This window comes from Flavobacterium sp. Flavsp81, from assembly GCF_059491325.1.
In genome coordinates this window covers 682,769-706,481 of record NZ_CP168505.1, presented here as the reverse complement: position 1 = coordinate 706,481, position 23,713 = coordinate 682,769, and the positions used below count along the sequence as shown (strand labels likewise).

20 protein-coding genes are annotated in these 23,713 nt (G+C 33.0%); 12 read left to right on the top strand and 8 right to left on the bottom strand.

Annotated features, from left to right (window positions below; genetic code table 11):
* The first annotated feature begins 46 nt into the window (after window positions 1-46).
* Together ACEN92_RS03065 and ACEN92_RS03060 are read left to right on the top strand one after the other, a co-directional pair.
* Window positions 47-1,552, top strand: coding sequence for a rhamnogalacturonan acetylesterase (locus ACEN92_RS03065; RefSeq protein WP_495640900.1), 1,506 nt, complete (start codon window positions 47-49; stop codon window positions 1,550-1,552).
* A gap of 265 nt (window positions 1,553-1,817) precedes the next feature.
* A complete protein-coding gene (locus ACEN92_RS03060) occupies window positions 1,818-3,137 on the top strand; it encodes a right-handed parallel beta-helix repeat-containing protein (RefSeq protein ID WP_495640899.1) in 1,320 nt (439 codons plus the stop codon).
* A gap of 132 nt (window positions 3,138-3,269) precedes the next feature.
* Here the strand turns inward: ACEN92_RS03060 and ACEN92_RS03055 are convergent, their stop codons facing one another.
* Complete coding sequence (locus tag ACEN92_RS03055; protein WP_495638805.1) at window positions 3,270-4,271, bottom strand: IS110 family transposase; 1,002 nt, start codon at window positions 4,269-4,271, stop codon at window positions 3,270-3,272.
* 491 nt (window positions 4,272-4,762) lie between these two features.
* Between ACEN92_RS03055 and ACEN92_RS03050 the strand changes: the two genes are divergently transcribed.
* A complete protein-coding gene (locus ACEN92_RS03050; protein WP_495642324.1) occupies window positions 4,763-5,731 on the top strand; it encodes a TerC family protein in 969 nt (322 codons plus the stop codon).
* Window positions 5,732-5,800: 69 nt separating this feature from the next.
* Here ACEN92_RS03050 and ACEN92_RS03045 read toward each other — a convergent pair whose 3' ends face one another.
* The 3 genes from ACEN92_RS03045 to ACEN92_RS03035 all read right to left on the bottom strand — a co-directional run bounded on the left by ACEN92_RS03045 (window position 5,801) and on the right by ACEN92_RS03035 (window position 8,346).
* The gene (locus ACEN92_RS03045; RefSeq protein ID WP_495640898.1) at window positions 5,801-6,328 is read right to left on the bottom strand and encodes a hypothetical protein; all 528 of its coding nucleotides are present in this window, start codon (window positions 6,326-6,328) and stop codon (window positions 5,801-5,803) included.
* A gap of 87 nt (window positions 6,329-6,415) precedes the next feature.
* A complete protein-coding gene (locus ACEN92_RS03040) occupies window positions 6,416-7,288 on the bottom strand; it encodes an alpha/beta hydrolase (RefSeq protein ID WP_495640897.1) in 873 nt (290 codons plus the stop codon).
* A 185-nt stretch (window positions 7,289-7,473) separates the two neighbouring features.
* On the bottom strand, window positions 7,474-8,346 hold the full coding sequence (locus ACEN92_RS03035; protein ID WP_495640896.1) for an AraC family transcriptional regulator: 873 nt from the start codon (window positions 8,344-8,346) through the stop codon (window positions 7,474-7,476).
* Between the two features lie 602 nt (window positions 8,347-8,948).
* Here ACEN92_RS03035 and ACEN92_RS03030 point away from each other — a divergent pair.
* From ACEN92_RS03030 to ACEN92_RS03015, 4 genes are all read left to right on the top strand, one after another.
* Window positions 8,949-9,359 carry a T9SS type A sorting domain-containing protein gene (locus tag ACEN92_RS03030; RefSeq protein WP_495640895.1) on the top strand — a complete coding sequence of 137 codons (411 nt, stop codon included), beginning with the start codon at window positions 8,949-8,951 and terminating at the stop codon, window positions 9,357-9,359.
* A 590-nt stretch (window positions 9,360-9,949) separates the two neighbouring features.
* The gene (locus ACEN92_RS03025; RefSeq protein WP_495640894.1) at window positions 9,950-10,360 is read left to right on the top strand and encodes a T9SS type A sorting domain-containing protein; all 411 of its coding nucleotides are present in this window, start codon (window positions 9,950-9,952) and stop codon (window positions 10,358-10,360) included.
* Between the two features lie 381 nt (window positions 10,361-10,741).
* A complete protein-coding gene (locus tag ACEN92_RS03020) occupies window positions 10,742-11,149 on the top strand; it encodes a T9SS type A sorting domain-containing protein (protein ID WP_495640893.1) in 408 nt (135 codons plus the stop codon).
* Between the two features lie 390 nt (window positions 11,150-11,539).
* Window positions 11,540-11,950: a T9SS type A sorting domain-containing protein gene (locus ACEN92_RS03015; RefSeq protein WP_495640892.1), complete on the top strand. Its 411-nt coding sequence runs from the start codon at window positions 11,540-11,542 to the stop codon at window positions 11,948-11,950.
* A 222-nt stretch (window positions 11,951-12,172) separates the two neighbouring features.
* Here ACEN92_RS03015 and ACEN92_RS03010 read toward each other — a convergent pair whose 3' ends face one another.
* The 3 genes from ACEN92_RS03010 to ACEN92_RS03000 all read right to left on the bottom strand — a co-directional run bounded on the left by ACEN92_RS03010 (window position 12,173) and on the right by ACEN92_RS03000 (window position 16,934).
* Complete coding sequence (locus tag ACEN92_RS03010) at window positions 12,173-12,664, bottom strand: type ISP restriction/modification enzyme (RefSeq protein WP_495640891.1); 492 nt, start codon at window positions 12,662-12,664, stop codon at window positions 12,173-12,175.
* A gap of 10 nt (window positions 12,665-12,674) precedes the next feature.
* Window positions 12,675-16,115 (bottom strand): methylmalonyl-CoA mutase family protein, encoded by a 3,441-nt coding sequence (locus tag ACEN92_RS03005; protein ID WP_495640890.1) that lies wholly within the window; start codon window positions 16,113-16,115, stop codon window positions 12,675-12,677.
* A 249-nt stretch (window positions 16,116-16,364) separates the two neighbouring features.
* Window positions 16,365-16,934: a Crp/Fnr family transcriptional regulator gene (locus ACEN92_RS03000; RefSeq protein WP_495640889.1), complete on the bottom strand. Its 570-nt coding sequence runs from the start codon at window positions 16,932-16,934 to the stop codon at window positions 16,365-16,367.
* A 224-nt stretch (window positions 16,935-17,158) separates the two neighbouring features.
* Between ACEN92_RS03000 and ACEN92_RS02995 the strand changes: the two genes are divergently transcribed.
* The 4 genes from ACEN92_RS02995 (at window position 17,159) to purU (ending at window position 20,957) form a co-directional block, all read left to right on the top strand.
* On the top strand, window positions 17,159-18,262 hold the full coding sequence (locus tag ACEN92_RS02995; RefSeq protein ID WP_495640888.1) for a pectate lyase family protein: 1,104 nt from the start codon (window positions 17,159-17,161) through the stop codon (window positions 18,260-18,262).
* Window positions 18,263-18,433: 171 nt separating this feature from the next.
* Complete coding sequence (locus tag ACEN92_RS02990) at window positions 18,434-19,057, top strand: hypothetical protein (protein WP_495640887.1); 624 nt, start codon at window positions 18,434-18,436, stop codon at window positions 19,055-19,057.
* A 228-nt stretch (window positions 19,058-19,285) separates the two neighbouring features.
* Window positions 19,286-20,002 (top strand): DUF4197 domain-containing protein, encoded by a 717-nt coding sequence (locus ACEN92_RS02985; RefSeq protein ID WP_495640886.1) that lies wholly within the window; start codon window positions 19,286-19,288, stop codon window positions 20,000-20,002.
* Window positions 20,003-20,102: 100 nt separating this feature from the next.
* Window positions 20,103-20,957, top strand: a complete 855-nt coding sequence (gene purU, locus ACEN92_RS02980; RefSeq protein ID WP_495640885.1) for a formyltetrahydrofolate deformylase — start codon at window positions 20,103-20,105, stop codon at window positions 20,955-20,957.
* Window positions 20,958-21,011: 54 nt separating this feature from the next.
* Here the strand turns inward: purU and ACEN92_RS02975 are convergent, their stop codons facing one another.
* Window positions 21,012-22,181: a proline dehydrogenase family protein gene (locus tag ACEN92_RS02975; protein WP_495640884.1), complete on the bottom strand. Its 1,170-nt coding sequence runs from the start codon at window positions 22,179-22,181 to the stop codon at window positions 21,012-21,014.
* A gap of 301 nt (window positions 22,182-22,482) precedes the next feature.
* Between ACEN92_RS02975 and aroB the strand changes: the two genes are divergently transcribed.
* A complete protein-coding gene (aroB, locus tag ACEN92_RS02970) occupies window positions 22,483-23,550 on the top strand; it encodes a 3-dehydroquinate synthase (protein WP_495640883.1) in 1,068 nt (355 codons plus the stop codon).
* The last annotated feature ends 163 nt before the right edge of the window (window positions 23,551-23,713 follow it).

The window sequence follows — 23,713 nt, the reverse complement described above, 5'->3', positions numbered from 1 at the left end:
AACTGTACTGAATTACACAATTCACAATTTACAATTCACAATTAATATGAAATCAATTAAAATAATCACAATACTGTTTTTAGGTCTATTATTTTTCAATTTTACCTCAAAACAAAACAATAAACCTACTGTTTATACCGTAGGTGATTCCACCGTAAAAAATGGCAGAGGCGACGGATCCGGAGGACTTTGGGGTTGGGGAGATTATATTGGACAGTTTTTGGATACGACAAAAGTCAATATCGAAAATCACGCTTTGGGCGGAACCAGCAGCAGAACTTTTCAGAATAAAGGATTGTGGCAAGCCGTTTATAAAAAGCTTAAAAAAGGTGATTATGTCCTGATTCAGTTTGGGCATAATGATGATGGCCCATTAAACGACAGTCTTCGTGCCAGAGGAACAATTAAAGGAATTGGAAATGAAACTCAGGAAATTGATAACATCCTGACCAAAAAGCATGAAATCGTTCACAGTTACGGCTGGTACATTCAGAAAGTGGTTCAGGAAGCGAAATCTAAAGGCGCAATTCCGATTATTTGTTCCCCTATTCCAAGAAATGACTGGAAGGAAGGAAAAGTACCGCGCAACGACAAATCATATGGATTGTGGGCCAAACAAATTGCTGAAAAGGAAAAAGTAACTTTTATCAATTTGAATGATAAAATGGCTTTTGAAATGGAAAAGTTAGGCGAACAAAAAGTAACCGGAACATATTTCTATAAAAAAGATCATACACATCCATCAGCAAAAGGTGCTATTTTAGCTGCTTCGTTAATTATCAATGAATTGAAATCAAGCAAAAATTCTTTAAAAAAATATATTTTAAAAGACCCGAAAATTGTACTTCCTTCCAAGAAAAAAGTATACTTAATTGGTGATTCTACGATGGCAAACAACGGTAATAACCCCAATGCTGTGGGCTGGGGAGTTGCATTTCCTCAATATTGCGATACTACCAGAATTGAAGTTATCAATAAAGCACGAGGTGGAAGAAGCACCCGTACTTATACCAAAGAAGGATTGTGGGATGAAGTTAAAAATCAGTTGAAACCTGGTGATTTTGTAATGATTCAGTTTGGTCATAACGATGCCGGAGCGGTTGACAAAGAAAAATTCAGAGGTTCATTAAAAGGAAATGGAGATGAAACACAACAGGTTGTTCGTGACAGCTTAACCGAAACCGTTCATACTTTTGGCTGGTACATGGAAAAATTCATCAAGGAAAGTAAAGAAAAAGATGCTGTTCCGATTGTTTTAAGTCAGACGCCAAGAAACGAATGGCCAAATGATAAGGTGGAACGCAGAAGCGATTCATATGGGAAATGGTCTAAAACAGCTGCTGAAAACCAAGGTGCTTTTTATATCGATCTGAATGAAATTGTTGCCTTGAAATATGAAGCTTTAGGAAAAGAAAAAGTGAAGCTATTTTTCCCAAAAGATCACACGCATACCGGAGCTGAAGGAGCTGCTTTTAATGCACTTGCTGTTGCAGAAAGTCTCAAAAAAATAAAAGATTGCGGACTTAAAGACTATATCGAAATTCTTAAATAAAAAGTTTTTTATTGTATCCTATTAAACCCGGATTCACATTAGAAGTCTAATGATGAGTTCGGGTTATTTTTTGGACTAAATATTACATCGGTTGTTTTGTCACATCGAGCGGAGTCAAGATGCAATAGAGGCCCGCGATCCTAAAGGTACTCGATTTTAGCCTGTCCTGAGCTTTTTGTCGAAAGGCTCGAACTGACAATTGAGATATTACATAAATTTCTGCTCCTAAAAAAAGCAATAAATTAATCTCCAAAACGGAATTTACATGAAATCTAAAATTTTACTTTTTGTCTTTTTGCTAAGCTGTCATTTTTGCTTTTCGGCTGAATATTATGTTGCACCAAATGGAAACGATTCCAATAACGGAAGCATAAAACATCCCGTTGCAACAGTTAACAAGGCGCAGCAATTGGCCAGTTCAGGAGATATTGTTTATATCCGCGGAGGTGTTTATAAACTTAAAGAGGAACAAATAGCGCAATACCATCATATTTGGGCGTATGTGACCAAACTTGACAAGAATGGCATTAGTTATTTGGCTTATAAAAACGAAATGCCTGTGTTTAATTATGAGAAAATTAAGCCTGAAAACCGTCGTGTAATTGCATTTCTTATTAGTGGAAATAATATTACCGTTAAAGGAATTGAAATCACAGGTGTTCAGGTAACCATAAAAAGCCATACCCAATCTGAATGTTTTGAGATTCAGGGAAACAATAATACGCTGGAACAAATAAAGATGCATGATAATATGGCGATAGGTGTTTATATTATACGAGGCTCCAATAACCTGATCTTAAATTGTGACGCTTACAGAAATTGGGATTCGGTTTCTGAAAACGGAAAAGGCGGCAATACGGACGGTTTTGGATGTCATGCGCCTGCAGGGAATAAAAATAATGTCTTTAGAGGATGTCGTGCCTGGTTCAACAGCGATGATGGTTTTGATTTGATCAATTCTGCCGAGCCTGTTTTAATTGATCATTGCTGGGCTTTTTATAATGGTTATACTCCCGACTTTAAAAAACGTGCTGATGGCAATGGATTTAAATGCGGAGGTTATGCCAGCACCCCTCTGAAGTATCTTCCTAATCCGATACCCAGAAATACCATTCAGTTTTGTCTGGCGGTGGGAAATAAGCAAGGCGGCTTTTATTCCAACCATCATTTAAACGGGAGTAATTGGTACAATAATACGGCGTATAAAAACAGGGCAAACTACGATATGCTGAATAGAAAAGCTATAAAACCAGTCGAGTATCTTGAAGACACCCAGGGTTGGGATCATGCATTGACTAACAATCTGGGATATGGTGCCACAGGTGCAGAATTGGTGAATATAAATAAGTCGGCCTGTACTTTAAAAAACAATTATTTTGATCTTGGTTTAACGATTGGCGTTACAGATTTTTTAAGCCTGGACGAAGCTTTTTTAACCGCCCCCAGACAAGCTGATGGAAGTCTTCCTGAAACCCCTTTTTTAAGGCTTAATCCATCAAGTAATTTGATTGATGCCGGAATAAATATTGGACAACCGTTTAAAGGAAAAAGCCCTGATTTGGGCTGCTTTGAATCGGGAAAATGATTTTTGGGTGTCAGTTCGAGACTGATTTTTCAAAAAAAAAACAATATTTACCAAATTAAGATCCTAAATCCCATCGAAACCTTTGTCCGGCTGAGCATTCTATGATAAAAAACAACAAAAAGTACTAAAAAATTACGATGCAAATTTATAGGTATTTATATATGGAGTTTCCCTTGCTATAACAGCAAAGACCCTGCTTATAAGTTTGCATCTGATATTATTTAAAACCAACATTGAGTTTTTGCCTTCCACTTTTTTCTTATTGTAATATTCCTTTAATTGTGGATCATATTTTAATGTTGTCATAGCGCACATTTGCAATAGTGACTTCATTTTTTTATCAGCCATATGATTCACTCTGGTCCTTCCTTTTACACTGGAACCAGAGCTATGTTCAAAAGGGGCAACACCAGAGTAACAGGCAAATTGCCTCCAGTTTTTAAACGCTGTAAATCCTTTTGTTGCAATAATCAAATACACGCTGGTTTGTTCTCCGAGCCCGGGAATTGATCTGATAAGTTGGATTTGTTTGGTTAATTGATCGTTTGATTTAATTATTTCTTTAATTCTCGACTCAATTTTATTGATCGAATTTTTAATAGATTTAGCCAGAGCCTGGTTAATTTGAGATACTTCCCTGAAAATTATTTTATCTGTAAAATCTTTATTTTCTTTTGTAGCTTGTATAAGCAATAAGGCTTTTAGCATTTTTTCTCTTTCGGTATAAAGAATTTTTAGTTTTTGAATCTCTATGCCTGTTAAAGTAAATAGTTTTAATTTATCTATGTTTCTGTAACTGTAATAAGAAATATCCCTGGCATCAATTTTATCATTTTTTCCTCTTGAAATTCCTTTTGATTTTTTTATTTCAATCGCAGGAACAATCCATAAATCCAGATTGAGTTTTACTGAAGCACTTGATATATGATTGGTATAAATACCTGTGTTTTCACAACAAAAAAGAATATATTCTTTATTAACCTGCCTGCTCATATTTTTGATAAAAACAGAAATGTTTTTGATATTATTTTCTATGCTAAAATGCTCTGACCTAAGAGTTGAAGCATCAAGAATATTAATATCTAATTTAGCTTTTGATACATCAATGCCGACATAAAATGAATACTTTTTCATAACTTTGAATTTAAGATAAACAAAAATGTTGAACTTCTTTAGAGCCTTTATTAGACCGCTATGTCTATCATTCTATTTGAAGCAATTCAACGGGATTCAAGGGGAAGGCAGAGGACTAATGCACAGCATAGTTCTTAACTAGCGGAGTCGAAAGTTCACCTCTGCTTTCCTTTGAATAAATTTAAAGCTTTTTATCAAATCCAAAGTAAAGGCGGAGTCGAAGCCCCTTTTTATTATCAGTTCGAAAATAGTCGAGAACCTAAATTACATTTCGACTCCGCTCAATGTGACACCATAAATAATAATAATAATAATAATAACTCATCTTATTGTCAGTTCGGGCGGAGTCGAGAACCTTTATTACTCTGACTTCTCTCAATAGACACAAAAGATTTAAACGTTTATCTAAATTTGAAGCTAACTTTTCAATAATTAATTTTTAAGTTAAACTTCAAAACTTATCTTTGTAAATCATTTAAAAAAATATCTTCATAATGGTCTGGATTTTCTTTTTATTAGCCGTAGTACTTATTCTTGCTTTAGACTTGGGAGTCTTCAATAAAAACCCACATATTATCAGTACAAAAGAAGCAAGCAAATGGACATTGATTTGGGTAACACTATCTTTTCTTTTTTCAGGAGTGATCTATTGGCTTTACACTACAGATTACATTGCAAATCCAGATAAACTAAAACCGGCCGTTGCTTCAATGAAGTTTATTACCGGTTATTTAATTGAGCTTTCTTTAAGTATCGATAATATTTTTGTGATTGCCATTATTTTTGCTTCATTCAAAATCCCTCAAAAATACCAGCATCGTGTTTTATTTTGGGGAATTTTAGGTGCTGTGATTTTCCGTGGATTGATGATTTTCTTTGGCGTGATGCTAATCAATAAATTTACATGGACTACTTATTTATTTGGAGGTTTCTTATTGTTTACCGCAATAAAAATGCTGTTTTCAGGTGAGGAAGAAGATTTTCAGCCTAAAAACTCGTTTGTCTATAAAACATTAGGAAAAATTATTCCGATTACCTCAGAAATGGATCATGAGAAATTCTTCATCATAACTGAAAAAGGAAAAAAAGCAGCTACTCCTCTATTCGTAGCTTTGATTGTAATTGAGGTTATGGATGTTTTATTTGCTGTAGACAGCGTTCCGGCAATCCTGGCCATTACATCAGATCCGTTTTTAGTATTCAGTTCTAATATTTTTGCAATTCTTGGATTACGTTCTATGTACTTTTTCCTGGCAAATATGCTGGCTAAATTCAGTTACCTTGAATACAGCTTAATTGCAATCTTAAGTTTCGTTGGATTAAAAATGATTCTTCACGACTTTATTCACCTTCCGGAATGGGCTTCTTTAGGATTTATTGCCCTTTCACTTTTGGTAGGAGTTCTGGTTTCCTTAAAATTTGGAGAAGAAAAAGAACTTACTGACTTAGATGAAGAATAGCTTTTTCTATACATATATTCATAAAAAAAGGAAATCGCAAGATTTCCTTTTTTTGTATTCTAAAAATTATTAGTTTAATTTCTTAACATTACTATCATCAATATTATATTTTTTGATAACTGCATTGTAATCTGAATAATCAACTTTGCTTACAGATAATTTAGAATTTGGACCTCCAGAATTTACTCCATCATCACCTGGAACGATAACGATTCTAAATGTTTTATTTGATGTAAAACTCGTTGGCAGCTGAGATAAAGGAAAGTTTGCGTCTGCAAGAATTGAAAATTGATCATACGAAAATTCATAATTATATTGCGCAGAACCTCCTGTAAAATAATAAATCTGAGGTAGTAATGCCCAAGTATCGATTCCACTATTAGTATTTACCAATTCATAAACTAGAAGATTATCTCCTGAATAAATTTTAGGGCTTAAAGGAAATGTTTGTCCATAATTATTTGCTGCAGTAAAGCTCATTGTTACTTCAAAAACTTCAGCAACTGGTCCCATCGGCCCCGGAGGCCCTTCTGGTCCTTCACAACTAGAAAACGCCATTAATCCAACAATGGCAAATAGGGAAAGTATTTTTTTCATGACTTTTATTTTTTTAAGGTTTATATATAAAGGTATTTCAAAAATTAAACCAAAAAAAATAATTGAAAGGAATTTTGGTATAATTTTTTATCTTTTTTCGGTAACAGCTTGATTTTTAAGCAAAATTTTATTGAAAAATAATACATGATACGGCAATGCGTTTTCCCAATATTCCCAGGTATGCGCTCCGGGGCGTTCGGTATAATCATGATCTACCTTATTATAAACCAGTCTTCGGTGTAATTCACGATTGGGTTCTATTAAAAAATCATCCACACCACAATCAATTATTAAGGGCAATTTATTGGCTTTTATTTTATCCAGCATTCCTAAAACCGAGTATTTGGCATACATTTCAGAGTCAGCGTTTTTATCTCCAAAAACCGGCTCCATTAATTTAACTACCTGAGCAGAAGGATCACGATTAAGCATAACTGTCATATCTACCGCACCGCTCATACTTCCTGCAGCGCAAAACAAATCAGGATGTTTTGCTGATAAATACAACGCTCCATGACCACCCATTGAAAGCCCGGTAATTACACGGCCGCTTTTATCATTAATGGTCTTGTATGTTTTATCTACTTTCTGAATCACTTCCTGTGTAATGAATGTTTCAAACTGACTTTGTTTATTGACAGGACTGTCCAGATAAAAACTAAAGGTTTCGCCTTCCGGCATTACAATAATCAAATTGTATTGGTCTGCTAAGCTTTTTACCAGATTTTTATTCGGGGTCTTTTTTAGCCAGTCATCAAAATGTCCATAAGCACCATGTAATAAATAAAGAACAGGAAGTGATGTTTTACTTTTAGCATAAGAGTCGGGCAAAACAACAGCTATTTTATAGGTTTTGTTCATAGCTGTACTGGCAATTTGTAAAGTATCTGCTTTTGCGGCATATGAAATGCCTGAAAAGAACACGATACCTATAAACAGTAGAATTTTAAAATACTTCATATTTTTATGGTTTTGAGAAATGTAAATATAACTTTTTATGTTTTAAAATTATAAAAACCATTTAGCCTGAATATAAAAAACCATCAAAGAGTTGATGGTTTAGTTATTGCATTCCAGAAAAATTGTGATGCCACATAAATCCTTAAAAGACTTACAATAGTTTATCATTAGGTATTCCCACAAAGTTACATAATTATAACCGTATGTTCCTGACGGTATTGCGAAGCACTTTTGCCTGTATATTGTTTGAAAGATTTGCTGAAATGGCTAAAATTATTAAATCCGCTTTCATAACAAACTTCATTTATGCTAATTGCTTTTTCCGCTAAAAGTTTAGAAGCATGAACCAAACGGTATTCGTTCACAAATTCAGTAAAGGTTTTATTGGATATTTTTTTAAAGTAGCGGCAGAATGAAGGTGTTGTCATACTGACCAGACTTGAAATTTCATCAACTGAAATGGGTTCCTGAAAATGGTCTTTCACATAATTGAACACTACATTGATCCTGTCATTATCCTGTACCTGCATTTCCAGCGAAAAACCATCAGCATTTAAAATCGTATATTCTTCAGAAGATTCTAATTCATCTAAAATACTTAAAAGTGTTAATAAGCGCTCAAACGGAGACTTATTTTCCATTAATTCCATTTTCGTTCCTACACGCTTTTTGGTTTCACCACCAAACGCAATTCCTGCCTTTGCCTGATTAAGAAGATTTTGTATCTTTTTCATCTCCTGAGCGCCAAAAAAATCATTGCCCAGAAAATCAGGTTTAAAATGAATTACAATTTCATCCTTATTACCTGTTTTTTCATCTGTAAATCCACAATGAGGCAAGTTAGAACCTATCATTACCAAAGAACCGTTCGTATAATAGGATATATGGCTTCCCACCTGTCTCTTCCCTGCTCCGCCATTTACAAAAACGATTTCAATTTCAGGATGATAGTGTAATAAATGCGATTTACTGTTCGTCTTTTGGGCGTATTTAGTATAGGTAAAAGAACTTCCGTAAGAATTTGATATTAATTCAAGAGCTGGGGCAATTGTTTTCATTTCAAAAAAAGTTTAAAAAATATTAGCAAATTTAACAAAAACACCTAAAATAATTCAAATTTTAACCTATAACGCTTTCGTGAATAAGAATAACACATAGAAAATAATGAATAAGTCTGTACAAAATCGAATAATTTTAACAAGATAAAATTAGAACATTAATTAAAAACTAATGTCACGAAAAAGGTTTTTTAAAATTAAATTTTAGTCTTTATCGGTTAATTTAAACTATACAAATAATGGAGAAAATCAACTCCCGGAATTGAAAATTGGTTAAAAAAGCAGCTTTTTTGGTTATACTGACTCTTTTTTTATTTGGTCAATTACAAATAAATTATCAGAAGTTAATTTTTTTCTGACAAAAATTACGAGTAATAAATAAAATCAACTGATTGGTTTTCATATTCTCAATTTGATCAAAAAAATTGAAAAATAATAATCAAATTAACAAAAACGCCTACTATAATTTAAATTTTAACCTATAACGGTTTCGTAAATGAGAATATAGCACATATATCGGAAAATAGGCTTGTGTGTTTTACTGGTCTGTTAAAGTAATTTAGCACTATAGAATTAGAACAATAATCTAAAAAATAAAAATCATGAAAAAGATAAAATTAAGTTTAGTATGTGCAGTGCTTTTTTCAGGAATGAGTACTTATGCAATTGACGGGAATGAAGATTTTGCTCTTCATGTAATGAAAGGAAAGAATAAAGACAAAGAAGTAACTTTTGCATTAAACAATGTAAAAAAAGCTTACCTGACTATCTATTCTACTGATGGTACTGTAATTTATTCTGAAAATGCTTCAGGTAAAGACGGAATTTTAAAAACTTTCAGCTTTGAGGAATTTCCAACAGGAACCTACATATTAGAAGTTGAAGACAGCATAAAAAAAGTAAGACATGAAATTACTATTACTGATGATGCAACCGTGTTATCATCAAAAGCAATTTCATCAGTTTATAAAGCAGGTGCCTCTGCTGAAAATACAAGCGTAGCAGTACGCTAAAAAAGTTATACTCGCATACAGTATAAAATGAGGTTAGATAGTTAGTAAAGTTTAAAACTTAAATGTTTTTAAAACAGCTCTTGGTGGTTCTTGAGCTGTTTTTTTTTTGCCATTTTTTTTGAAAGACAAGCTTTGGAATAATGTTTTTCTACAATCAAAGTTAAATCTAATTCAAAAAAGTGCCGGGTTGAATCCGTTCGTCTTCGCTCAGGATAAACTTAGTCGGAACTCTTTCTATGTAAAAGCCTTCGACTCCGCTCAGGATGACATTAGATTTCTGAATGTATGAAGATGTTTTACTCTAATTTATATTTTTGATCTATTCGTTTTATATCAAATAAAGAGCCACAATTAATTACATCCAACAGGTTATTATAATGTTAGGGAAAAGTAAATTTCATAACATAGAAACTTTAAATAATTGTAATCAAATTAACATAAACAGTTAAAATAATTCAAATTTTAACCTATATCGGTTTCGTTAATGAGAATATAGCATATAAATCAGAAAACTCAGCTGTACAAAACAGCGGAAGATATAAGTAATTTAGCATCAGAGAATTAGAACTATTAATTTAAAAACTAATGCTATGAAAAAGATTTTAAAATTAAGTTTAGTATGTGCGGTACTTTTCAGCGGAATGAGTACTTACGCAATTGACGGAAATGAGGATTTTAATCTTCATGTACTGAAAAAAGGAAATGGAAAGCGAATCACTTTTGCTTTAAACAAAGTAACAAAAGCAAAATTAGCAATCTATGACCAAGACGGCAATTTAATTTACTCTGAAAATGCTTCAGGTAAAGAAGGCATTTTGAGAACTTTTAGCTTAGAAGAATTTCCGGAAGGAACTTATTTCCTGGAAGCTGAAGACAAAGTAAAAAAAGTAAGACATGAAATTACTATTACTGATGATACAACAGTTTTATCAACAAAAGCAGTTTCATCAATTTACAAAGCAGGTTTTTCTGCTGAAAATACGAACGTAGCAGTACGTTAAAAGTTATACTTTTATCAGTATAAAAATGGTTAGATAGTAAAAAAAATAAAACGTAACTGTTTTTTGAAAGCAGCTCATTGTGGTTAGTGAGCTGTTTTTTTGTGCCCTGTTTTTTGAAGAAAAAGATTCAGCCTGATTCCTTTTATACAATCAATAAGGTTACCATAAAGTTAGGAAAAAGCAAAATTTATAAATTCCAAAACATTAAATAATAATAAGCGAATTAACTAAAACGATTAAAATAGTTTAAATTTTAACCTATATCGGTTTCGTAAATGAGAATATAACACATAAATAAGAAAACTGGGTTGTGCACTAAACCTTATTATTGAAGTAATTTAGCACTATAGAATCAGAACAATAATCTAAAAAATAAAAGTCATGAAAAAGATGTTAAAATTAAGTTTAGTATGTGCAGTGCTTTTCACAGGAATGAGTACTTATGCAATTGACGGGAATGAAGATTTTGCGCTTCATGTAATTAAAGGAAACGGTAAGCTGATCACTTTTGCATTAAATAATGTAAAAAAAGCAAATTTATCTATTTATGATAAAGACGGTACACTTATTTATTCTGAAAATGCTTCAGGTAAAGAAGGAATTTTGAGAACCTTCAGTTTTGAGGAATTTCCAACAGGAACTTATTTCTTAGAAATCGAAGACAGTGTGAAAACTACAAAACATGAAATTACTATTACTGAGGATACAACAGTTGTATCAAAAAAAGCAATATCATCAGTTTACAAAACAGGGTTTTCTGCTAAAAATACAAACGTAGCAGTACGCTAAAAAAATTATACTTAGTCAGGTATAAGAATGGTTAGATAGTTAGAAATAAAACTTAATTGTTTTTTAAAACAGCTCACTGTGGTTATTGAGCTGTTTTTTTATTTTCTGTTTTTACCAATAAATTATTATAAACTAATTTTTTTCTGACAAAAATTACGAGTAATAAATAAAATCAGCTGATTGGTTTCCATATTCTCAATCCGATCAAAAACATTGAAAAATAATAATCAAATTAACAAAAACACCTACTATAATTTAAATTTTAACCTATAACGGTTTCGTAAATGAGAATATAGCACATATATAGGAAAATAGAGTTGTGTGTTTTACTCCCTTGTTGAAGTAATTTAGCACTATAGAATTAGAACAATAATTTAAAAAAATAAAGCCATGAAAAAGATGTTAAAATTAAGTTTAGTAGTAGCAGTACTTTTTGCAGGAATCAACACATATGCAATTGACGGGAATGGAGATTCATTTCTTCATGTAATTAATGGAAATGGCAGTAACGAAGTTACTTTTGCATTAAACAATGTAACAAAAGCAACCTTATCCATCTATGATAGTGAAGGAACTCTAATTTATTCTGAAAATGCTTCAGGCAAAGATGGAATCTTAAAAACTTTTAGATTTGAACAATTTCCGGAAGGAACTTATTTCTTAAAAGTAGAAGATAGCGTAAAAACAACAAAACATGAAATCACTATTAAAGGTGACGATATAATTTTATCACCAAAAACAGTTTCATTAGTTTACAAAGCAGGTTCCTCTGCTAAAAATACAAGCGTAGCAGTACGCTAAAAAAGTTATACTCGCATACAGTATAAAATGAGGTTAGATAGTTAGTAAAGTTTAAAAACTTAAATGTTTTCAAAACAGCTCTTGGTGGTTCTCGAGCTGTTTTTTTTTGTTTTATACTTTCATAATTTAAAATAAGGAATATAAAAATAATTTCAACAACCAATACATATATAAAAAGCAGCTCTTAATTGAGCTGCTTTTTTATGCTATAATCCAAGTATGTTATTTTAATGAAATTTTCTTTCGTAATTCACTTCCGTAATTTACCAGTTCCCAAAAAACTGAAGAATCAGATATAATTGGAATCCTGGCAGAATTGATCTCTGAAATTTCATTAATCGTAGAGTGCAAAACAGCAAAACAATAATCCAATAAATCTGTACTTGTAAAACTTTGTCTGAATTCGGGACGTAATTCGCTACTATTGATGAAACAAAGATTTCCTTCTGTTTCTTTTTCGTTTATAAATAGTAAACCTAAGCAATTTGAAACTTGATTTATGATTTCAGGGTTTAGTATAGTTTCTTCCCCATTTTTATTTTCTTGGTCGTCTATTAATTCCAGGAACAAATTAGAAAGATTAAAATAGAATTTATTAATATCTACAGAAATTTTCATGATAATATTATCCAGATCGGTATGATCAGGATTTTTGCAGATGCCTTCTGTGCATAAGGTTTTTATTTTATCTTGATATTGTTCGATTGTCATCATATATCCTATCTTACATATTCCTTCTATACTGCCCTCCCACTTCAAACAATGCCGAAGTAATCTGGCCTAACGAACAAACCTTTGTAGCTTCCATCAAATGATCAAATAAATTTTCGTTTTTAATGGCGGCTTCCTGTAGTTTGTTTAAATGCTCGTTTACTTTTTCTTCGTGGAATTGGTGTAAATTATTCAGCATCGTAATCTGATATTGTTTTTCCTCTTCGGTGGCGCGAATAACTTCTGCCGGAATTACCGTTGGAGAACCTTTTGAACTCAGAAAAGTATTTACACCCACAATTGGGAAATCTCCGTTGTGTTTCAAGGTTTCGTAGTACAAACTTTCTTCCTGAATTTTAGAACGTTGGTACATGGTTTCCATTGCACCCAAAACTCCCCCGCGTTCTGTGATTCGGTCAAATTCCTGTAAAACGGCAGCTTCTACTAAATCTGTTAATTCTTCGATGATAAATGACCCCTGAATTGGATTTTCGTTTTTCGCTAAACCTAATTCTTTATTGATAATCAACTGAATGGCCATGGCACGACGCACCGATTCTTCGGTTGGTGTTGTAATCGCTTCGTCATACGCATTGGTATGCAATGAATTACAGTTGTCGTAAATAGCATACAAGGCCTGCAAAGTGGTTCTGATATCATTAAAATCAATTTCCTGAGCGTGCAACGAACGTCCGGAAGTCTGAATATGATATTTCAGCATTTGTGCTCTTTCGTTGGCTCCGTATTTGTTTTTCATGGCTTTTGCCCAAATTTTACGCGCCACACGTCCAATTACCGAATATTCCGGATCAACTCCGTTGGAGAAAAAGAATGATAAATTTGGTCCGAAATCGTTGATGCTCATTCCACGGCTCAAATAATATTCCACGTAAGTGAAACCATTCGAAAGCGTGAATGCTAATTGCGTGATTGGGTTCGCTCCTGCCTCGGCAATATGATATCCCGAAATCGAAACGGAATAAAAATTACGTACGTTTTTGGTAATAAAATATTCCTGAACATCACCCATTAATCTTAGAGCAAATTCGGTTGAGAAAATACAGGTATTCTGTGCCTGATCTTCTTTTAAAATATCTGCCTGAACCGTTCCACGAACCTGTGATAATGTTCTGGCTTTTATTTCATTATAAACTTCCAAAGGTAAAACCTGATCTCCGGTAACGCCCAAAAGCATTAATCCTAAACCATTGTTTCCTTCCGGTAAATCGCCTTGGTATTTAGGGCGTTCCGTACCTTTTACTGCATATATTTTGTTGATTTTGTCTTCAACTTCTTTTTCTAAATCATTAGCTTTGATGTAATATTCACATTGCTGATCAATCGCTGCATTCATGAAAAACCCCAACAACATTGGTGCCGGCCCATTAATAGTCATACTCACCGAAGTCATGGCATGAACCAAATCGAAACCTGAATACAGTTTTTTGGCATCATCCAAACAACAGATTGAAACTCCTGCATTTCCAATTTTTCCGTAAATATCCGGACGGATATCGGGGTCGTTTCCATATAAAGTCACACTATCAAAGGCTGTTGAAAGTCGTTTTGCCGGCAATCCTGCACTCACATAATGAAAACGCTTATTGGTTCTTTCAGGTCCGCCCTCACCCGCAAACATTCTTGACGGATCTTCACCTTCACGCTTAAACGGATACAAACCTGACGCAAACGGAAATTCTCCGGGAACATTTTCCTGTAAATTCCAACGTAAAATGTCACCCCAGGCTTCGTATTTAGGCAAAGCAATTTTCGGGATCTGAATGTGTGATAAACTTTCGGTATGGGTTGCAATTTTAATTTCTTTATCACGAACCTTAAAAGTGTAAACCGGATTTTTGTATTTGTTTACTTTTTCGTCCCAATTCAGGATAATTTCCCAATTGTACGGATCTAAGTCCATTTTTACTTTATCAAACTGATTCAGCAAAAGGTTTAAGAAGATTCTGTTTTCGTCGAGTCCTTCGACTCCGCTCAGGATGACACTATTGTCGTCGATTCCTGCTTTATTGATCTGTGGAATTTTCCCTGAAACTGATTCAATCGTTTTAAAAATTCCGTATAATTTCTGTGCTACTTTTTGCTGCGAAAGAGCACTTTCGTCATAACTTCTGTTATTCTCTGCTATTTCAGACAAATAACGTGTTCTGTGTGGCGGAATCACGAAGATTTTCTCACTCATTTCGCGGGTAATTTCAAAAGTAGAATGTAGATCTGAATCCGTTTTTTCTACAATTTTATCCATAATCGCTTTGTAAAGCGTGTTCATTCCCGGATCGTTAAACTGAGAAGCAATTGTTCCGAAAACCGGCATTTCGTCCGGATTTTTATCCCATAGATTATGATTGCGCTGATATTGTTTTTTCACATCACGAATTGCATCAAGAGCTCCTCTTTTATCAAATTTATTAAGCGCTACTAAATCAGCAAAATCAAGCATATCGATTTTCTCCAATTGTGTTGCAGCACCAAATTCAGGCGTCATAACATATAAGGATACATCAGAATGATCCATAATTTCGGTATCGGACTGACCAATTCCCGAGGTTTCAAGAATAATCAAATCATATTTTGCGGCTTTTAAAACCTGAATTGCTTCGGCTACATATTTTGATAAAGCCAAATTTGATTGACGTGTCGCCAGCGAACGCATATACACACGAGAATTATTAATCGCATTCATTCGGATTCTGTCACCCAAAAGTGCTCCCCCTGTTTTTCTTTTCGATGGATCAACAGAAATTAATCCGATTGTTTTTTCAGGAAAATCAATTAAAAAACGACGAACCAATTCATCTACCAAAGATGATTTTCCGGCACCACCAGTTCCGGTGATTCCTAAAACCGGAATTTTAGAATCGATATTATTTTGATGAATCTGATCGAAAACAGGTTTTGCAATTTCAGGGAAATTCTCTGCAGCAGAAATCAAACGCGCAATTGCAGTTGGTGTTTTACTTTCGATATGATCGATTTCTCCGTTTAGTTTATTTCCAATTGGGTAATCAGATTGTTCTACCAAATCGTTAATCATTCCCTGCAATCCCATTGAACGGCCATCATCCGGAGCATAAATTCTGGTAATACCATATTCCTGTAATTCTGAAATTTCACTTGGCAGGATTACTCCGCCTCCGCCTCCAAAAATTTTGATATGCCCCGCCCCTTTTTCATGAAGCAAATCATACATATATTTAAAATATTCATTGTGTCCGCCCTGATACGATGTCATGGCAATTGCATTAGCATCTTCCTGGATAGCGGTATTTACCACTTCCTCAACGCTTCGGTCATGACCCAGATGAATTACTTCAACACCTGTTGACTGAATAATACGGCGCATAATATTAATGGCTGCATCGTGTCCGTCAAAGAGTGAAGCAGCAGTTACAATTCTTACTTTATTTTTAGGAATATATGGTTTTTGTTGTTCCATTTTATGAATATGATAATTTTAAGGGAGCAATTTACAAAATATTTTAATATTTGATCCCTATTATAGTTTTATGTTAACAAAAAAAGAATTGTTTTTGCAACATACTGATTCTTATCATTTCAAAATATTTTTTTGATGATAAAATGGAGTTGATAATAAATTTATTAGTACGGAAAGTTTTGTACTGATATGTATGTTGAAAGCGGCTCAAAAGCAGATAAGAACTTTAAAAAGTTTCAGTCTTAAAAGTTAAAAGCTTTTTTTGATTTTTGATAAAAACTCATGTGTCACTCCCAGATAAGAAGATAAATTTTTATTGTTTATTTTTTGAGTCTTTTGAGGATATTTTTTTATGAACTCGAGATATCTCTGCTTAGAAGTTTTGTTTAAGACATCCAAAAGTCTTTCCTGTATTGCAATGTTAGCCCTTTCAACCATTAAAATATGAAAGTGAATCAATTTAGGAACCTGCTTGAATAACATCATTTTACTTGATTTGTTAATCACTAATATTTCGCTGTCCTCAATTGCTTTTATATTATATTTTGTTGGTTTGTGATAATAAAAACTTTCTAAATCACATAGCCATTGATTTTCAAATGAAAAAAAAATAACACTTTCTGTTCCATTTTCATTTAAAACATATGTTTTAAAAGACCCTTTTAAAATAAAACCTTCATAAGAATTATTAGAATCCTGAATTTGTAAAAACTCATTTTTCTTTAATTTAATAAATTCCGTTTTATTAAGGATGCAACCCCATTCGTCATCTGTAAGATCAATCTTTCTTTCTATATTTTCCCTTAGTGCTTCGTACATGTTTTAAAATTTTTCTAATATTCATTAAGATTCTGAGACAATTTAAATAATGTAATCGATTACGTAAAAATATAAAAATTATGTTATGTTTAAAATAAATATCTATAAAAAATTAAATATTCAAACAAATCGTACTATTATTGAACTTGTTCAATAATTTTATGAAATTTAACAAACATATTTGCATTACTATAAATTTTACTATTAACCACAAAAAAACTAACATGAATTTTAAAACCAAATTAACTCTTTCATTGCTTACAATTGCTTTAAGCTTTTCAAGCTGTAACACAGATGACGTTGCTTCTGAACAAAATGAAAGTGCTGTTCTATCAACTGAAAATGTTTCTACTTCAAGAGTAGGAGTTTGTTCTGAAGTTCCGGGATGGGCATCACAAAACGGAGGAACAACCGGAGGAGGAACTGCAACGGAAAAGGCAGTAAACACTTATGCTTTATTAAAATCAGCTATTGAAGATCCTAATGTAAAAGTTGTAAAAGTTTCAGGTACTATTACTATACCTTCAGCCGGAAGAATCTCTTTTCAGGATCAAACGGGAAAAACAATATATGGTACAAGCGGTGCAAAATTGGTTTCTAATGATCAAACCAAAGCGGGCTCAGGTATTATATATGTTAAAAGATGTAAAAACATCATCATTAGAAACCTGATTTTTGAAGGACCGGGAGCCTATGATACTGATGGCTGGGATAACGCAACTTTAGATGATTGTCAAAATGTATGGATAGACCATTGTGAATCAAGAGATGGTGTTGATGGAAATTTTGATGTAAAAAACAAATCAGATTATATTACTTTTTCTTATACCAAATTCAATTATTTAAAAGCTCCAAAAGCAGGAGGTCCAGGTGGATCTGATGATCACAGATACTCTAATTTAATTGGTTCAAGCGACAGTGCTACCGGTGACCGCGGAACATTCAGAATTACATTTGCACGCTGTTGGTGGGCTCCTGGCTGTAGAGAAAGAATGCCAAGAGTGAGATTTGGAAAGGTACATGTCATAAACTGTTATTTTAACAGTGCTGTGAGTAATAAATGTATTGCCGCAGGTTTTGAAGCTAATATCCGTGTAGAAAAAAATTCATTTGAAAATGTAAACACCCCTATTGATTTAATGACCGGTTTAACAGCAGTATCTGCTATAGACAATCTTTTTGTTGGCACTTCAGGTAATCAGGCTGGAAAAAATACTGCATTTACACCTCCATACACAATTGTAACACTTGATAAATCGGCTGTTAAGGCAGATATTTCGGCTGGCGCCGGTGCAACATTTGCAGGTAATACTTGCGGTTCTTTTTAATAAAAAAATATTATTTATATACAGAAAAGCTATCCTATTTGGATAGCTTTTTTTTTATCTGCCAATTTGCAAATGATACTTTAAGAAAAGAATTATGCAACAAATAAATTAACTATGTAGAAAATAAAATATAACAAGTACTTTTATCATTATAATTTTACATATCCACTCATGAATTTACGACTCCTTTTTCTATTAATTTTTCTAAGTTTCAGCATTCCATTTTTCTCACAAACCTTAATTAATCAAAAAACTACATTAATAAATGAAGGACATCAAAGTAAAGTAACACAAAACACTTACATTAAAATACTTTGGCTGGACAAAAACAATACTATTCAGTTGAATGAAAATTATATTAAAACATTAACAAATCAACAGCGTGCAGCGTTAGGCTATACTGTTACTTTTATTGGTAATGAATGTTATTGGGATGGAGATAAAAAAACTGATGAAAGCAATTTAAAGTGTAAACTTCTTACCGCTCTTAACCTTGGTTATCAATGTTCTGACACACACTTGTCTTTTTTGAAAGAATGGTTCAAAGAAGATAAAAAAGTCCTTGAAGATTTGCAGAATTGTAAAAAAAACGAATCTTCAGCAAAAATTAGAGATCAGTTTATTGAATTAAAAATGGCGACTAATAAAAACATCATTAAAATTATTTATAGCGCAATTGGTATAGATATGATACATTCTAAAAAATGGAAATGGACTGAAGAATCAACTTATTCGTTTACAAAAACTGAAATCAAACAAACTGACAGAGAAAATATTGAAGGCAGTTTCCAGTAGTTTTACATAACAGTAAACTTTATTTTTTCTAAAAAACTTCGCATCTTAAAGAAACTAAAACTTCCGGAATAGCCCCGATGGCAACGATATCCTGCGCTTTTTTTTGCGCAGATTTAGTGAACAGCGGGACAGAAGTTAATTATGAAACAAAATGTTTGTGCTCCTGAAATAAAATTGTGGCTTTATTTTTGAATAAGTAGTATTTTTGAAAACTTATAAAACCCCAACATGAAAAAGATTATACTATTGGCCCTTACATTTTCGCTTGCATCTTGTGCTGAAATGCAACAAACTTTAAATCAATTTCCTCAAATATCACAGATTCCCGGAGTTGGAGGTGTTGATATTGCAGGCGGATTAAAAGAAGCCCTGAATAAAGGAATTACACAACAAGTAAGTAAACTGACTGCTGTTGATGGTTTTTATAGAAATGAAGCGGTGAAAATTTTAATGCCCGCTGAATTACAAAAGGTAGATGCTACTTTAAGAAAAATAGGTTTGAGTTCTCTTGCAGATGAAGGAATAAAAGTATTGAATCGCGCTGCTGAAGATGCAGTAAAAGAATCAACACCAATTTTTGTTTCGGCTGTTAAAAATATGTCGTTTACGGATGCTAAGAATATTTTGTTAGGAAACGACAGTGCTGCAACGAGTTATTTGCAAAATAGTACTACAACTGCTTTGTACGGAAAATTTAATCCTGTAATAAAAAGTTCTTTTGCAAAAGTGGGTGCTGATGTAATCTGGACAAAAATCATCAACAAATACAATACGATTCCGTTAGTGAAAAAAGTAAATCCTGATTTGACTGATTATACAACCAATCAGGCTTTACTGGGCGTTTTTAAAATGATTGCTGTTGAAGAAAAAGAGATCCGTAACAATATCAGCGCCAGGACCACTCCTTTATTAAGAAATGTTTTTGCAATGCAGGACAGAAAATAAATTTTATTGAAATGTTTATTGTTTAACCGTGCAGCTGCAGAAATTATTTGCAGACTTCGATTAAACAAATAAACTGTTAAACGATTAACCAAACGATATAATGCAAAAAATAACCATTCTTATTCACTGCAAAGACCAAAAAGGAATTATTGCCGCAGTGACCACTTTTATCGCGAAAGTAGAAGGAAACATTACCTACATCGATCAGCATGTTGATGTGGAGCAAAATGTATTTTTTATGCGATTAGAATGTGAATTAACAAATTACAAAATTACTATCGAAGGATTAAAAGCGGATTTTGACCAGACAATTGCAACAGATTTTAATATGTCATGGGATTTGTATAATCAGGAACAAAAACCAAAAATGGCATTGTTTGTTTCTAAATATGACCATTGTCTGTTTGATATTTTAGGACGTTACAGTGCAGGGGAATTAAATGTTGAAATTCCTGTTATTATCAGTAATCATAATGACTTAAGATCAATCGCAGAACGTTTTGACATTCCGTTTCATTGTGTTCCTTTTACGAAAGACAATAAAGAAGAAGGTGAGGCCAAACAAATTGAATTACTGAAAAAATTTCAAATCAATTTTATAGTCCTGGCGCGTTATATGCAAATTATTACACCAGGTTTGATTTCACTTTACGAAAATAAAATTATTAACATCCATCACTCTTTTTTACCGGCTTTTCCAGGTGCAAAACCGTATCATTCGGCTTTTAAAAGAGGTGTAAAAATTATTGGTGCAACAAGTCATTATGTTACCGAAGAATTAGACGAAGGACCAATCATTGAGCAGGATATCGCACGTGTTTCCCATATCCACTCTGTTGAAGATTTTATCATGAAAGGCCGTGATTTGGAACGCATCGTTCTGGCAAGAGCAATAAAACTTCATGCGGAGCGTAAAACAATGGTCTACAGCAATAAAACAGTAGTTTTTTCTTAAATACAAAAAAAGGCAGTTCGTTTGAACTGCCTTTTTTTTATATCAAATATATACTTATTTTCCTTTTCTTCTTTTGCGTTCTGCCTTAATCATTGATAATTCGCGGCTGGTTTGTCCGGCAACCGAAGTATTTTCTTCAGCGCGGCGAATCAGGTACGGCATCACATCTTTTACCGGTCCGAAAGGTAAATATTTAGCAACATTATAACCGTTTGCGGCCAAGTTGTAACTAATATTATCACTCATTCCGTACAATTGTCCAAACCAAATTCTATTGTCATTTTTTGCAATTCCTTTTTGCTCCATCATTTCCATCAATTTATAAGAACTCAATTCGTTATGAGTTCCTGCAAAAATTGACATCGTATCCAAATGCTCTACCATATAACGTACAGCTGCATCGTAATTTTCATCAGTAGCTTCTTTAGAAACACAAATTGGCGAAACATAATTTTTCTCTTCCGCTCTTTTGATTTCTTTTTCCATGTAAGCACCGCGAACCAATTTCATTCCGATGAAAAAACCTTGGCTTTTAGCAATTTCATGAAGATTCTTAAGATAATCCAGACGATCCCAACGGTACATTTGTAACGTGTTGAAAACAATCGCTTTTTCCTTATTGTATTTACGCATCATATCAGTAACCAAATCATCTGCCGCGTCTTGCATCCAGCTTTCTTCACCATCAATCAGCAAAGCAACATCTTTTTTATGTGCTTCACTGCAAACCTGGTCAAAACGAGCCACAACCCTATTCCATTCTTCTTGTTCTGCCGGAGTCAGAGTCTGTTTTTCTCCTAATTTTTCATACAACTCAAAACGTCCAAAACCTGTTGGTTTGAAAACTGCAAACGGAATCGCTTGGCGTTCTTTGGCAAATTCGATCGTTTTTAATGTCATTTCCAAGGCAGCATCAAACTGTTCTTCCTCTTCTTTTCCTTCAACCGAATAATCCAAAACAGATGAAACGCCTTTCGTAAACATTTTGTCAACTACTGTAATACAATCGTTTTCATTTACTCCGCCACAAAAATGGTCAAAAACGGTTGCACGAATTAATCCTTCAACAGGAAGGTTTGCTTTTATGGCAAAATTTGTAACAGCTGTTCCTATTCTCACCAAAGGCTGGCTATCGATCATTTTAAAAAGAAAATAAGCTCTGTCAAGTTCCGTATCGCTTTTTAACGAAAATGCAACCTGAGTATTGTCGAATATTTTTTCCATTAAATTTAATTTTGGGCAAAGATAAAGAGTGTTTTGAATATTATTTAACAAAAGAAAGATATTTTTAAAAATTTATAACATTCTTGCATAATTCCAAAATTAATCTGATAAATCCTCAATCTAAAAAAATAGTAAAAGAAAAAAATTACCACTTAAAAAACACGAAATGGTTTAAAATTTAAGCAGTGAAATTTATTTTTAATGATTATAAAAACTGATTTTTAAAACAAATTAGAATTGGTATTTGAATATTATTTAGTTAAAAATGCCTTATTTTGCCGATTCAATTAACCGAAGAATTATGCAATCTATTCAAGCCAATAATTATCTTGTGCATTTTAACCAAAGTGCATATGAAGCATTAAACAATCATTTAAAAGAAAACAAATACTCAAATTTGTTTATTATAGTTGATGATCAGACTAATGAGCATTGTTTACCTAAATTTTTACCTTTACTTGAAACTGATTTAACTACTGAAATTATAGAATTTGAATCCGGCGAAATCAATAAAAATATAGAAACCTGTATTCAGATCTGGAATGTGCTTACAGAACTGGGTGCCGACAGAAAATCATTGGTTATTAATCTTGGTGGCGGTGTTGTTACTGATTTGGGAGGTTTTGTCGCTTCTACTTTTAAAAGAGGTGTTGATTTTATTCATATCCCTACTACTTTATTATCTATGGTAGATGCTTCTGTGGGAGGAAAAACAGGAGTAGATTTAGGAAATCTTAAAAACCAGATTGGTGTAATTAATGTCCCTCAAATGGTTTTAATTGACACTCAATATCTTGAAACTTTACCCCAAAGTGAAATGCGTTCCGGTCTTGCCGAGATGCTGAAACACGGCTTAATTTATGATGCCCCTTACTGGAGACAGTTTTTAAATTTAGAATCTATTGATTACGCTGATTTTGATGAATTGATTTACCGTTCGGTTGAAATCAAGAATGAGATTGTAATGCAGGACCCAACGGAGAAAAACATCCGCAAAGCATTAAATTTTGGGCATACATTAGGCCATGCCATCGAAAGTTATTTTTTAGAAAGCGAGTCTAAAAAAACATTACTGCATGGTGAAGCCATTGCTGTTGGAATGATTCTGGAAAGCTACATTTCTTTACACAAAAATTTAATTACGGCTGCAGAATATTCTGAGATAAAAACTGCCATTCAGGGTATTTATGATGATGTGAAATTTGAAGAAAATGACATTGATCCTATCCTGGAATTACTTGTTCACGACAAAAAAAATGAATATGGTTTGATTCAGTTTGCATTGATTGAAGGCATCGGTAAAATAAAAATAAACCAATTGGTTGAAAATAAATTGATTCTGGATGCGTTTCAGGATTATAAATCTTAAACTTTTTTTTAATCAAAAGCATTGCGTTAGGTATATTTTATTTTTTACATTTGCCAAGATGAAAACAAATAACAAGCAAAGACATTTTAGTTCTTATAGAAACCGTCTCAATAGTTCTTTATTAAGAATGTTGAATCGTTTTTATTACAGTAAAAGTCCGTTT